Raw genomic sequence first — 13,637 nt, forward strand, 5'->3', positions numbered from 1 at the left:
AACTCTACTACGAAACGCCCTACCTCTTCATGCTCTTATTTTGGCAACGGTATTGGTAATCGCTAAGTTTTAATGAATTTCTGTAATTTTAACAGAAACAATTGTAGTTGGTTTAAACAAACGGTCACAAATGAATAAGTCTAACTTTCTCAGGAATATTCTACCTATTGCTGCTGGTACAGCAATATTTTTCACTTTTAATTATCTCCAAAAGCCCCTAAATGCCCAAATTACAAATGTTCATCTGACGATGGGAAATCCTACTAATGCTAACACTAGCTTTAGTAATTTCTTACTAAGTAAGGTTCAGTATGCAACCTCTCATAATTGTTTCCGAGGAACACCAAATTGGGTGAGTTGGCAGTTAAACCAATCATGGCTCGGAAGTGCGCCTCGTCAAGATGATTTTCGTGCAGATACTACCTTACCTTCTGGCTGCGATCGAGTCACATCTTCTGATTACACTGGTAGTGGGTTTGATAGGGGACACATGGCTCCTTCGGCTGATAGAACAAATACTATCGCCAATAATTCTGCTACATTCTTAATGACAAATATCATTCCTCAAGCCCCAGATAATAATCAAGGTATATGGGCGAATCTAGAAAATTATTCTAGAAGTTTAGTAACCGGACAGAATAGGGAACTCTACATCATTTCAGGTTCTTATGGCACTGGTGGTACAGGGTCGAATGGTGACAAAACCACAATTGCTGGTGGCAAAGTTACTGTCCCAGCCAGAACTTATAAAGTAATTGTTGTTTTAGATAGACCAGGTTTAGGAGTGAGTGGTGTAACTAATAATACAAGGTTAATTGCAGTTGATATACCCAATACGCAAGGTGTGAGAAACGCGGATTGGAAAAATTATCGAATTAGCGTTGACACTCTAGAAGCGAGACTTTTGAATGCAACGGGAACTACTTATGATTTTCTTTCTAATGTTCCTACTTTTATTCAAAGTGTAATTGAGGCTAGAGTTGACAATTTGTAAGGTTAAAAGATAGTTATTTCAAGCCAAGCATAGAGCCTGTCTGCAAATACAGACAGGCTAATAATTTATGAACAGCTTAGGTTTCTATAACTTTAGTAGAAATTCCGGCTAAATCACCAGATGGAGTTTTACCAACAATATAGACATCTATATCTATCGTACCTAAACGATAAACTTTGATATCTGTGAGATTATCCTTTAGTGTTTTAACAAGCGTTTGAAACTTCTGCACATTTTGTTTTTGCACTTCATCGTGCCATTCTTTTTCTACAGCACAGTTACGAAACAAATAATCGAGGTCTACGGTTTCAACTGATGTTTCTGGGGGATGTCCTGTTAATTCAAGCAGTTTTTGATTGGTCAACGGTTCTTGTGCTTGATTATTCCAAAAAAACACTTCAAAAGGATATTCTGATTCACTCATCATTAACAAACCATCGGAGGCTTGTTTCAGGTTTTCCGTAATCTCGTTAGTCATAAAATTTATTGATAGTTATGAGCATTGGTTTTTGAGCTTGCCAATCAGAGAATTCAGATTAATCTGAGTAGGCCAACCTTGAGGAAGATTTGCCGAGTTATATCCTTTGTCTTTCAAGCCTTGAATAAATTGGTTGCGGATGTATGTGGTATCAAAAGTCCCAAGCCCATCAAAATAAACATCAGTGAGGTGAGCAGGGTCTAAAGCCATTTCACCTTTATATACTGCACCGTCATTAGAATCATCCCAACCCCAAGGCGCATTAGCAGAATTATTACTACAAGTTGGTGTACCAGCACCACAACCACCAGTAGAATCTCCTTTAAAAGTTCCCCAACTAGCGAAAGTCAAAGCAGAAGAACTTGATAAAGAGGCTTCATTTAATTGATGTTGCCACATTCCATTAGTAGCAAACACATCAACCAATCGGTACTGCACATATCTGTCATTCCCCGAAGCTGGAAGTTCTGCTGTAGTTCCAGAAGGATAGTAAATAATTCCATCTTCACTGCTAGCACCTTGAAAATTTCCAGCATAAAGCCAGGCTTTTAGTCCATGACCTTTAGCTTCTTGCGCTGTTAATGGATGCAGTGAGCCACTGTAACTATTCATCGTCAGTGTGCCATCAATACTTTCTGCCCCATTTCGTAAAGGACTACCAGTTGGCGTGAAAGAGTAAAAATCTCGATGAAATACAGTGACAATGCCCTCTAATTTACCAAAAGCTGAACCGTCCTTACGGACAATTGCCAGTAAACCCTCTAAATCATTCTCGTGTTCTTGATCAAAAGGTATATCAGTCCAATCTTGGGGATGGAAAAAGGAATATGTAATAAACCAATGAGTACAAGTTTCAGCTATGGAATAATAACCGTGAGCAAACAGAGGAAATTGAAAAAGGTTATCCCAATTATTTGTACCTCGCCAATCGCTATCATAATCAAATCGCGTGATGTAGTCTCCACTATACTTAGTGCTATCTGTGTCTTGATAGTGAATAGGAGCATGATATAAAGCTAAAGCCACATCAGTGACAGATTGAGCAATTACTTTTGTATCTGTCAAAATACCAACTACTATTGCTATAAGCAGTCCTAGTACGACAAGAAGAATTTTTCTGAAACTCATTGAGTCTACCTTTCCTCATAAACAAGGTTCAGCATAAAAGCCAATATTTAAGAATTGGTAATGACTCAGCTTATTTGATAGCGATTACAAAGTTAAGATTTATGTTGATACTCAATTGATTGCGATCGCTAGCGGAGATTTAAATCTATCAGTACATATTAGCAGAGTTAGCAAGAACGGTTAACCCTGATTTTGTAGCCAACAATATCAGCCTGAAAAAATTACAACATCACGGCAAAAAGTTACTGAAATTGTAACACTAGCTTACATCAAACTTAACTGCTCACCCCTCGGCCTCTCCAAACACCCCGCCTTGAGCCTGAAGAAACATACGCACCACCGATCGCTCATCACCCGATCAATCCCATGTGGCTGCTTGTTATCGAAAGCAATACAATCGCCCTCCTCCAACCAATACGATTCCATCCGCCGGACATCCTGACACCCGGAGATAGAGAACCGCGCCCGACCAGATATGTTAATCTGCGCTGCCTCTGAAGCATAAGCTGGTGAATCCCGATGTACTTTAATCTGTGTCCCCGCAGGGTAAAACAACACCAACGCTTGATGAAAGTCCGGCAGCAGCTTCTCGCCCAAAGTCTCAATTGCCTCAGCACCAGGATACATAGCAGAATCAACCACCTTAACCTCAGCCTTCTTACCAGACTTAGCACTGGCGAGACTAACGAACCGCCGCAAATGCACTTCCAAACGGCCATCGGCATATTGCGATACTGAGGGGAACATCTGGTTTTTGATCGACTTGCACCAATCCTGAATCTGGGCTAATTCCTCACCCTCTAACTTGGCCAGGCGTGTAATCAGTTCGCTTGATTTGGGTTGTGCGGCAACAGTCTCTTGTGGTACTTCTGGAACTGAAGAAGTTGCCACCGCAGCCAAAGATGGAACTAGTCGAGGGCGATAAAACTCATGCAGCAGTCCTGATAGCACCCCCAGCACCCCCAACTCTGACCAATCGCCCAAATCTTCGCCATGCAGAGATACCCGATAGTAGCCACAAGTTAGGCGATTGCACCTCACTAAATAACCCGACGAGTGGCACTTCTCAATCAAATTCAAAACCTGAGCCGGATATGTTGCAGGATGATTAATCTTTCCGCCTTGTACAATTTTCAGATGTAGACGAGTTACCCTGATCTCCCCACCCCAAAGCTGAGGCAGGCACACTTGTATGACTTCCTCCCCAACCTGATGGCGATGGCAGAACTCCTCAGTTGGTTCAAAGCAGCCCAGAGAAATAACACGTTTGTCAAGTGCGAATCCTTAATCTGGTTGAATGAACAGGTATTGGGGTGTAAGGAAAAAAATTAAAACCAAGTATCAGATTTGCAAAGCAATACTCTTTCCCTACACCCCACATCCTTATATCTATACACCTTGCCATAGCAAGAGTTTGACGTTTTCTTTGTGATTTCAGCTATATGTAGACTTGCGTTTTAATCTTGTTTGTGAGACTATAAAGCTTCGTAAAATACGTTAACTCGACTGATTAACAGTATTTTACGCTTAATGATTCTAGTAACTAAAACAAGTAGTAAAAATAAAGGACACATTACATCAACTTAATCTTGAATCTGTAAGGACAGAAATATAAAAATTTGAATGATTTGGTGAAAGAATTACTTTGGCTACAACCAAAAGCAACGTTTAAAGCAGTCATCAAATCCATGCAGAATACTTATCTAATTTGTTAAAGCCTAAGCGCTGGGGGATCAAACTATGAGATCATCAAACACCGCTAAAACTCTTGGTCGGCTTGACCCCTTTCAAGGCACAATCGATAAACGTAACTCCTTTGTCAGCAATGTCTGGCGACTGAAGCACTGGATGGCTCCATACCGATGGCGCATTGCGTTAGCACTGCTGTTTGCTATGCTCTCGTCCACATCTGCGGTGTTAGTACCAGTGATAATTAGCCGGGTGGTAGTAGACGGTATCTTGATGAATAACTACCGGACTGACTTACCAGACTATGGCCAAACGGCATTAATCCAATGGTTAGCAACTATATTAAACGTTGAACAAATAATTGCTGCCGCCCTTGTTGGCTTAGTTTGGGTACTGCTGTGGTCTGGTTTTGGGTATGCCTTTCGCTCTCAGTTGTCTTATGCGGCACTGCTGGGTCTAAGCGACTTGCGCCGCGATCTGTTTGCCCATGTCGAGCATTTGCCATCGGCTTTTTATGATCGGGTGATGGTCGGGCAGGTATTGACCCGGATTACTAACGACATCGAGAGTTTGTCCGAACTGCTGACTGGTGTCGGTGCGTTGGCTGGAGAGTTGATTCCATTAGCTGTTGCTGCAAGTGTAATGTTATCTGTAGATGCAATCCTTACATTAAAACTATCGCCCTTTATGTTATTTGTGGCGGGTGTAATTGTAATTTTCAGACGTTATTCTAGTTCGATTTATCAGGTCATCCGTGCTAGCTTATCGCGTCTCAACGAGCATTTGCACGAACACTTATCAGGGATGGAAATTGTGCAGATGTCTGGGCGGGAAGCACTAAGCTTTCAACAGTACTCGGCTATTAACCAAACTAATAAAGTAGCCGAGACTAAAGCTATTATGACAGAGACTGTATACAATCCTATCATCGACAACATATCCTATTTAGCGATCGCGAGTATCTTGTGGTTAGGCGGACAACACGTACTTAACCAAACTACTACCTTGGGATCGGTTGTGTTGTTCTTGCAATTTAGCGATATGTTGTTCCGTCCGATTGTGGCTTTGGGGGATCAAGCAAATGCAGTGTTCCGAGCGGCGGCAGCCTGTGAACGCATATTCGGGCTGTTGGACTGGAACGAATCTTTGTCAGTACCGTTGCAACCTATACCTTTACCTGAAGGTTTGCAAGGTCGAATTGAGTTTCGCGATCTAAATTTTTGTTATGAAAATGGCAAAACAGTTATTCGTCACTTCAGCCTCTGTGTAGCACCAGGAGAAAACATTGCCATCGTCGGGGCCACTGGTTCTGGCAAGACAACATTGACGCGGCTCATCTGTCGTTTCTACGATGTGCCTGAAAATAGCTTATTCATAGATGGCATCGACATCATGCAGATAGATCCAGCACAAATCCGTAGACGTGTAGGGATCATCTTTCAAGACTTTCATCTGTTCCCTGGTACTGTCTATGAAAACATCGCCTTGGGTAATCCAAATATTACACGGGAAGATGCCCGACAAGCCGCTAAAGTGATACAGTCCCTAGATTTCATTGAAGCCTTACCACTAGGGTTTGATACAGTATTGGAAGACCGTGGCCAAAACTTATCGCAAGGACAACGCCAGTTATTGGCGTTTACTCGTGTTATTGCCCTAAATCCTGAAATTCTGATTCTAGATGAAGCCACTGCTAGTATTGATCCGGAAACAGAAGCGGCTATACAAGCCGCTTTGGAAAAAGTAACAGCCAACAGAACTTCTATCATCATTGCCCATAGATTACAGACTATTCGCCGAGTAGACCGCATTGTGGTTCTAAATCATGGTCAACTAGTGGAATTAGGAAACCACAAGGAATTAATGCTTAGTAATGGGTTTTATAAAACTCTTTATGAAGCGCAATTGTACAAAGATAAACGTGAAAACACATCATCTCGCCTAACTTAAAATGTCTAATATTAAAGCAGTTTCTCAAAAATATATTTGGACGAAAATTTAATTTCAACTAAGCTGACTTGCTAACTGTATTTTATTGATAATTTCCAGATGTAAGTTTTATTAAATGTAGATTACTATGATTTAGTAATTCTACAAAATAATTCTTTTAGCTAACCCAGATATTTCTCTATATAGCCAGATTAAACTGATTCTAGCTGACCGAGGAAAAATGAAATCAGACATACGTACTTTAACAGCGTTACAACAATTATTTCACTACTTTAAACCATATTTTTTTCAGTGGTTAATAGCAGTAATAGCCCTTTTGAGTGTTCATGTTGTTGAAGCTGCCATTCCTATTTATTTAAAAATTGGGATTGATTTGATTTCAAAACAGGATGGTAATATTTTCTTTCCGACTCTGGCGATACTTAGTTTAACGGTTGTGCGCTTCGCCATCCTGCATTTTGGTCGTCGCAAAAATGCGCTGATTTCAATTTATATATCTTATGATTTACGGCAAGCATTCTATGCACACTTACAAACCCTTGGTCATGGCTTCTATGCCAAGTACCATTTGGGTGACTTGATTGCACGAGCGACTAATGACATGGAATCAATTCGCCGCTTTTTCCGCTCTGCTGTGCATCGACTCGTGAGCCTGATTGGTGTGGCGTTGATTGCGCCAATTTTTATGTTACAACAGTCGCTCCAGTTGACATTGTTGCTCCTTCCTTTGCTACTAGTAATAGTTGTTAACGGCTGGTATTTAGCCGGACGTATTTTGCTGGCATCGGCCCAGTTGCAAGCGGGTTTTGGTAAGTTGACAGAAACAGTACAGCAAAACCTTAAGGGTATCCGTACCATTCAGTCTCATGCTCAGGAAGAGCGTGAGATTATTCACTTTACAGGCGTGTCAAATCGTTATGCGCTAGCTCATCAAAAGTTGATCAATTTGAATGCTATTCTCACTGCTTCCATTGTGTTGGGTAGTGGTTTGATGACCTTAATCGTTGCTGGTGTGGGTGGTAGCCAAGTATTGGCAGGGCAAATGAGTGTCGGCACGCTGACAGCTTTCATATTTTATTTAGCAATGATTTTAGGGGTGATTAAGGACAGCAGTTTTGTCGTGTATGCTTTGCTCAATGCCAGTACGGCTGCAACTAGAGTATTTGAGATTATGGATAAAAAGCCGGAGATTCAAGATGCTCCGACCAGCTTATCATCTCAACCTATCAATGGTGAAATCGCAGTTGAAGATGTGTCATATAGTTACCCAGTTAGTGCTGGAGAGCCATCACGTCTAGTTCTAGAGCAGATATCCCTGAATATTAGCCCTGGGGAAATGATTGCCATCATCGGTCGTGTAGGCTCTGGTAAATCTACCTTGTTGCGTTTGCTGGCTAGACAATTGGAGCCTAATAGCGGACAAATCAAAGTAGATGGGCAATATCTACAGGACATCGGGCTGAGACATCTGCGCCAAAACTTGTCATATGTTCCTCAAGATACTTTTCTGTTTGCTGCACCAATTTCAGATAACATCTCCTTCGATAAACCTGATCGACCGCCCGAATCTGTTTGGCAGGCTGCCCGATATGCACAGCTTGAAGCAACGATCAATAAATTTAGTGCAGGTTTATCCACATTGATTGGTGAGCGTGGGGTAACTTTATCAGGTGGGCAGAAGCAAAGAACTAGTCTAGCTCGCGGGCTGATTCGCCAAACCCCCATCTTGCTGCTGGATGACTGCTTTTCTGCATTAGATACCAAAACTGAGGTTTTAATTCTATCCCAATTGCGAGAGATTAGGAATGGGCTGACTACAGTATTAGTTTCTCATCGTATATTGGCGACACGTTATGTAGATAGGATATACGTACTTGAGCAAGGGCGTATCGTGGAGGCTGGCAACCATAACGAATTAATTGCCCAAGATGGTTATTATGCCAAGCTAGTTAGTATGCAAGACCAAGCTTGAAATGTTGTAAATTAAACTCAAATGCTCATCCCTTGCCTGAAAAACACACCCTCCAACGATCCTACAAGACGCGCACGGTAAAACTCATGGCACAACTGCGACAGCACGCCCTTTAACCCCAGTTCAGACCAATCGCCCAAATCTTCGCCATGCAGAGATACCCGATAGTACCCACAAGATAAGCGATCGCACACTACTTTCAACCCAGCGTCTTGACATTTCGCCAGTAGCGTTTGAACAACGGGTGGATAAGTGGAGTTAATTGAAGTAGTATCGTTTGGCGTAAAGTTGTCAGTTTTGGTAATGCTAGGGGTATCAGTTGAGTCGTGACCCTTCTCTATTTGCGTAAGCTGCCTGTTGGAAGGCATTTGACCCACCAGAGATCCGATTTCACCACCCCAAAGCTCTGGCAAGTATTTTTGTACTACTATTTCTCCAACCTGATATCGATGGCAGAAATCCCCAGTTTTTTCAAAGCAGCACAAAGTCATATCCACAGGATTATCCTTCTGTTTCCCCACCCACAACTGGATCAACTGCTGCCGGGAATCTAAAATCTCGCGGAAACGGCGCTTGTATTCTTCCTGTGCGGCGGCATCTTTAGCGCTAGACTTCCACTAGTGCAACAGTTCAGGAGTAGGTGCGAATAGGGGTAAGTGCCTGCCAGTCCAACCTTTGGGCGGATAAAGGGATATAGAAACCCCTTCGCCTTTTATTTCGCCTTTATAAAATGAGGTAAAAATCATAATACCTCCGTTAAATCGTGAGGAGTAACCCAGGACAGCCGATTGATAAACTTACCCTGCTGTGCAGATTTCGGGAAAATACAAACGCCTTCATCAGTTGGTAGTTTGAGCGCTGGGGATTTCCACTCGACTTGGTAAAGCCAAGCATTGTTAATAAGAGACATCCCCAAAATCATGCGAACTTTCGGCCCATCATTAGCGAATCGAAAGTTCACCAACTGCCCTAAACGGAACTGGGGTTTTGAGATGACCAGGGGTTGAAGCTGCCCGGAGGCGATGATTTCACTGTCTGTAACAGAGATGATTCCGCGATCGCTGTCGATAGAATAACTCCATCCAGTTTCACTCCACTCGACCCCGCAGCAGTAACCGGCGACTTTAGGAGAGGGCAAATAAACCTTCTCTAGTATGCTGATGGTCAGTGGTGAGAGTTGTTTGCCCCAAGGTGGGGATATATACCAGCACGTTTCCAGGGTGTTGATAGGGTTACTCATAATGACGCTCCAGTTGTTTCTGTATATGTGCAAAGAGTTGGTGAGCGAAACTTGGTGGAACAGAATAGCCGATGATTGAGCCAGCCGTACCAGTTTGGGGCGGGAACTCATACCAAGACGGAAAACCTTGTAAAATTGCTGCTGCCCTAATAGACAGAGATTTGACAGTGCCATCGGGCAACCAGATGTCGGCGAATTTGTTGCGGTTACAGCCTTTGTGGTCGGTGAAATGCGATCGCAGTATCGTGTTAGCGGGTAAATGCCCTGGCCTGTATTTAGGTAATTTACGCCCACCAACTCGTTCAATCAAAAGTGGTGTGGGTTCATTGGTTGTTAGAAATTGTTTTAAAGCTTGCTGCTGTTTAGGGAGAAGTTGAGAGTCATTCATTATGGGGATGAGGTGAGCGACGGCCGAATACCAGCCAACTTGTTTAGATGTAGGTGGTAATGTGAGTGCAACATCCTGACAGGCCACAAGAACTAAACGTTTCCGCGCTTGAGGTAGTCTGTAATCAGCCATATTCACCACACTGTAGTTAACCTTATAGCCCAGCAATTCCAGAGCTTTCAGGATAATGGTGAAACTTTGACTATTTTGATAACGTGGGACATTTTCGAGTGTGAAAACCTGTGGTCGCAATTGTTGAATAGCTTGTCGCACCGCTTGGGCTGCACTTAGGTCATCAGGAGTTTCCAGCGCCATGCCTGCCTTTGCTGTGTGGGCCTGGCTAAAGTTAGAACAAACTGGCGAAGCATGGAGATAGTCAGGGTGTTGTGGAAAGCTTGTGAATCCTTGAGCTATTTCTTGTACTGTGCGTTGAATGACTGTACAGCCGTACTCGCTGAAGTTGCGGTGGTGGGTGTGAGCGATCGCCTGACTGAGTTGCGGTTTAGTCGGGTCATATTCCACCGCGACGACTGGGCGGATACCGGCTTCCATCATACCCGCTTCAATACCTCCACCCCCGGCGAAGAGGACTACGGCGATCGGTGCATTAGTTTTTAGCTTGGGTTTGTCAGACGGTTGTTTTTTGGCTTTGGCTCGTTTGATGAAGGCGATGATGTCATCTCTAGTAGAGCCTTGGCGTTGCATTTCTCGGATTAAAACTATTGCACTATATGGAATAGAGCCGATACTGCGGCCTTTCCAAACTCCGTTGCGCTTTTCTTCCCAATTGAAGCCCCAACGCCAGTGACAGGGATTGTTTGGGTCACGCTCTGTAATGATACGTGGGTAATAAGTTATTGAACCGTCTTGTAGCTTTTTGGTTTCAATGTACTGATAGAGGCATCCTTGGCTACGAAGAGATGAACGTTTAAGGTCGTCCTCTAAGAATTTTTCGGGTGTCGCAAATAACATAATAAGCATTCCCGTGTTTCTGTGAAAATGAAACAAGTTGTACCAAGGTCAAGCGTTCGTCCTTAAAGTTGCCGCTCTCATCGCCTTCCTTACCAATTCATCTGGCACATCGAAAAGTCCCAATTGTCCGATGTATGGAATAGGCGTAATTTCGCGTGGATTCGCCAGATGCCAATGGAACTGCTGTGGCATCCCCCAGCCAGCACCAGTTTCTGAAAACTGACAATCAACAACTGTAACGACACCGATGATTTGACCGCGACTGAGCAGGTTTAACTGTGGTACGGAAACACCGATACTTTGACAAAATTCTTTGGCTTGCAGATATTCTTTCTTGGTAAAACCTTTAGCGGCATGAATGAGAATATCGCCCCGGTAGTGGATAGCCCAGGCTCGGTTTTCGATATCTTTATTGGCATGGATAATAGCCCATGCCCAAGGTTGGCGGACTGTGAGTGCTTTCATAAGTTTTAAAACTCCAACAGTTGAATATATGCGTCGAGAGCAGCAATAGCCGGATGTGCTTGCGGTTGTGACTGTGGCCCGTTGCAGATGACGGCGGTAGTCCCTTCGGGAGCAAAAGTAAAACTGATATTGGAGTGTTTAATAGCGCAGTAGTGCATGATAGTGAGCAGCACAAAATTGAGTTGCACCAGCACTGTGCTTTGGTCATTAGCCAAGCGCCAAGCAATGTTATCTGATGTCACTAAACGCCAAGCATTAAGAGAATTACGCTTTTCTACGCTTGGTAGAATGCGAACTTTAAATTTGTAGTTATGGTTTGTAGTTACACATTCATCAGGCGCAAGAGTAGACCATTTGGAAAGTAATTGTTGGTAAATTGCATTCATGTTAATCTTCTAACGATGAAATAGAGTGTTCGTGTTCAGATAGCCATTGACGAGCGATCGCTTTAACATCAACAGTGGGGCGTGGAGCCTGATAACCACTGATATCGTCAAAGATGATTTGAGGTGAATGCCAAGAAGATTTGTTCTTCAGGGCAAATTGAAACCTAGCTAAAAATTGTTTTTTAGTTTCTTCATCCATTGCCACAAAGAAATTCAGTCGTTGCTCATCAATCTCCCAACCGTACCGAGCGAAAGTATTCTTGTAGACTTGCACCCGTGGAATTTCTACCCCGATTGAACGCAAATGAAGATTTTCGAGTACGCGACGAATTGAGGGTGATTTTGTCTCCAAGTTGATGGGGTCTGAAGAAATATCTTCTTGCAAAACTTGAAAATGAGGTTGCCCAATACGTGCAGGGGGTAAAAGCTTCATTTGGGGTGGAGATTGGCAGTAAACCGTTGTAAACTCCTTGTTGAGTTTGTTCAATTGCCATTCATCAGCCCAAGCAACGGCATCTATTCCACCGATAGCAGCCAAAGCGGTGTGAGCTTGGTCTTTAAGCTGTTGTAGAATTTCTTGTCGCCATTGTTCGTTAGCGGTTTTGGCAGCAGCAATCACTATCTGCCACTGGGCGATCGCCGCGACTTCCTTTGTAGCAGTAGCAAACTCAACAAGTTTTTTGGCACTGGGGAAAAAGTCAAGCCCGATGATTGCCTCTTTGACAGCGAGTGTAAATTCTTCGTCGCTGAGGTGTTCATTGAGGTACTCTGACCAGATAGCGATCGCGCTTGGGCATAGTTCCTGGTTGAAGTGGGTTTGCAGTAAAGCGATACCTTTGTCAAATTTCTCTTGAGTAATCATATTTTTTAGGGGTGTAGGGGTGTAGGGGTCAAAAAATTCCACTTCCCACCTGTCTCAAAGCTCGAATTTGGTACTAGCCGCTTGCCTGATGCGGTCTAACTCTTGTTGCTCATTAACTGTACTGGCGACATTGACCTGTTGCCCTGTTTGTCGAAGTTGCTGCCACTCAGTCACCCAAACCACCAGCTTTTGCCAACAGCGAGGATCATTCTCGCATTTGTTAATCACATTGAAACCGAGCGCGATGGTTGGTTGTTGACCCTTCTTGCAGTTTTGTTTAGAAACGTAAACTGCAAATTCGCCGGAGACATCATTGCCACCTGTGAGAATGAAACCGCTTTTACGATAGGTTTTGACATACTGCCCAATCTCAAAAGCAGCCCATTGTTGTAATTCAGTGCGAGTAAGTTTAACACCCTGTGCGTCAAGCATTTGATAATGCTGGGCTTTGGTTGCTTCAGGAAATATAAACTCTGGAGTTGAGGCAGGTATTAAATTCATTTGTTCGAGATTATCGAACGACCCCGCCCCGTTTGAGCCAAATGCCGGATCTGAGTTTTGGTGCAAAGATTCGGATTGTTTTGGCAACAAAGAGTGAATTTGTGAAGTGGGTTGGTCTGGTTTTCTAAGTTGAGAGTATGGGGCTAATTGGTCTAATTGGTCTTGTTGAGTTAATGAAGATGGAGAAGGTATTTCATCACTATGCGACAAGTGTGATAGAAAATGAACAGGCTCTTCACTCTCTGTAGTAGTCTTTGTTATATTCTCTAATTCTATATATGTAGAGTTAGTTGACGGTGAGCAATTGAGATTGTTGACGGTGAGTAATTGGGATTGTTGACCGTGAGCAGATAAGTTTGTTGAGGGTGAGCTAACTGCCTGAGATTGTTGACCGTCAACTAACTCACAGATATGAGAGTGTTTCCTGGGATTTTTATTTTTTGGCCTGATAGATGTGAAAGAGCCTTTTTTAACAGCATCTAAAAAGGTATCCAGTACATCATGATTTATTCGATAAAAAAGTTGTGCTGGAGAGCCTTTCAACTGTGTTTGTAAAATAGGTAGTGGTAAATATGTAGTGATAATAAAATTAGACGCTACAACAAGAATTAT

12 protein-coding genes and 1 pseudogene are annotated in these 13,637 nt (G+C 43.0%); 3 read left to right on the plus strand and 10 right to left on the minus strand.

The annotated features are described in order from the left end of the window. Window positions 1-130 precede the first annotated feature (130 nt). Window positions 131-994, plus strand: a complete 864-nt coding sequence (locus ACM5QX_RS28635) for a DNA/RNA non-specific endonuclease (protein WP_414756608.1) — start codon at window positions 131-133, stop codon at window positions 992-994. A 76-nt stretch (window positions 995-1,070) separates the two neighbouring features. Here the strand turns inward: ACM5QX_RS28635 and ACM5QX_RS28640 are convergent, their stop codons facing one another. From ACM5QX_RS28640 to ACM5QX_RS28650, 3 genes are all read right to left on the minus strand, one after another. After that, window positions 1,071-1,472 (minus strand): nuclease A inhibitor family protein, encoded by a 402-nt coding sequence (locus ACM5QX_RS28640; RefSeq protein WP_414756609.1) that lies wholly within the window; start codon window positions 1,470-1,472, stop codon window positions 1,071-1,073. Between the two features lie 15 nt (window positions 1,473-1,487). Next, complete coding sequence (locus ACM5QX_RS28645) at window positions 1,488-2,600, minus strand: hypothetical protein (RefSeq protein ID WP_414756610.1); 1,113 nt, start codon at window positions 2,598-2,600, stop codon at window positions 1,488-1,490. A gap of 264 nt (window positions 2,601-2,864) precedes the next feature. Then, entirely contained in the window at window positions 2,865-3,788 is a 924-nt protein-coding gene (locus ACM5QX_RS28650) for a hypothetical protein (RefSeq protein WP_414756611.1), read from the minus strand. Between the two features lie 552 nt (window positions 3,789-4,340). Between ACM5QX_RS28650 and ACM5QX_RS28655 the strand changes: the two genes are divergently transcribed. Together ACM5QX_RS28655 and ACM5QX_RS28660 are read left to right on the plus strand one after the other, a co-directional pair. Continuing rightward, window positions 4,341-6,239, plus strand: a complete 1,899-nt coding sequence (locus ACM5QX_RS28655) for an ABC transporter ATP-binding protein (protein WP_414756612.1) — start codon at window positions 4,341-4,343, stop codon at window positions 6,237-6,239. A gap of 220 nt (window positions 6,240-6,459) precedes the next feature. Next, window positions 6,460-8,211 (plus strand): ABC transporter ATP-binding protein, encoded by a 1,752-nt coding sequence (locus ACM5QX_RS28660; RefSeq protein ID WP_414756613.1) that lies wholly within the window; start codon window positions 6,460-6,462, stop codon window positions 8,209-8,211. A gap of 17 nt (window positions 8,212-8,228) precedes the next feature. Here ACM5QX_RS28660 and ACM5QX_RS28665 read toward each other — a convergent pair whose 3' ends face one another. From ACM5QX_RS28665 to ACM5QX_RS28695, 7 genes and pseudogenes are all read right to left on the minus strand, one after another. Continuing rightward, entirely contained in the window at window positions 8,229-8,768 is a 540-nt protein-coding gene (locus ACM5QX_RS28665) for a hypothetical protein (protein WP_414756619.1), read from the minus strand. Between the two features lie 185 nt (window positions 8,769-8,953). Then, the gene (locus ACM5QX_RS28670; protein WP_414756614.1) at window positions 8,954-9,451 is read right to left on the minus strand and encodes a DUF1392 family protein; all 498 of its coding nucleotides are present in this window, start codon (window positions 9,449-9,451) and stop codon (window positions 8,954-8,956) included. Then, the gene (locus tag ACM5QX_RS28675; RefSeq protein WP_414756615.1) at window positions 9,444-10,811 is read right to left on the minus strand and encodes a DNA cytosine methyltransferase; all 1,368 of its coding nucleotides are present in this window, start codon (window positions 10,809-10,811) and stop codon (window positions 9,444-9,446) included. Before ACM5QX_RS28675 ends, ACM5QX_RS28670 begins: the two co-directional genes overlap by 8 nt. Before the next feature lie 48 nt (window positions 10,812-10,859). After that, window positions 10,860-11,276, minus strand: a complete 417-nt coding sequence (locus ACM5QX_RS28680) for an ASCH domain-containing protein (RefSeq protein WP_414756616.1) — start codon at window positions 11,274-11,276, stop codon at window positions 10,860-10,862. Window positions 11,277-11,281: 5 nt separating this feature from the next. Further along, window positions 11,282-11,662 (minus strand): hypothetical protein, encoded by a 381-nt coding sequence (locus ACM5QX_RS28685; RefSeq protein ID WP_414756617.1) that lies wholly within the window; start codon window positions 11,660-11,662, stop codon window positions 11,282-11,284. Between the two features lies 1 nt (window position 11,663). After that, window positions 11,664-12,524, minus strand: a complete 861-nt coding sequence (locus ACM5QX_RS28690) for a hypothetical protein (RefSeq protein ID WP_414756618.1) — start codon at window positions 12,522-12,524, stop codon at window positions 11,664-11,666. A 54-nt stretch (window positions 12,525-12,578) separates the two neighbouring features. Continuing rightward, window positions 12,579-13,637 (minus strand): annotated as a pseudogene (locus ACM5QX_RS28695) (hypothetical protein); the annotation flags it as partial.

Origin of the sequence: Anabaena sp. CCY 9910, assembly GCF_963920875.1 — a bacterium.
In the GTDB taxonomy this organism is placed as follows: Bacteria; Cyanobacteriota; Cyanobacteriia; order Cyanobacteriales; family Nostocaceae; genus Trichormus; species Trichormus variabilis.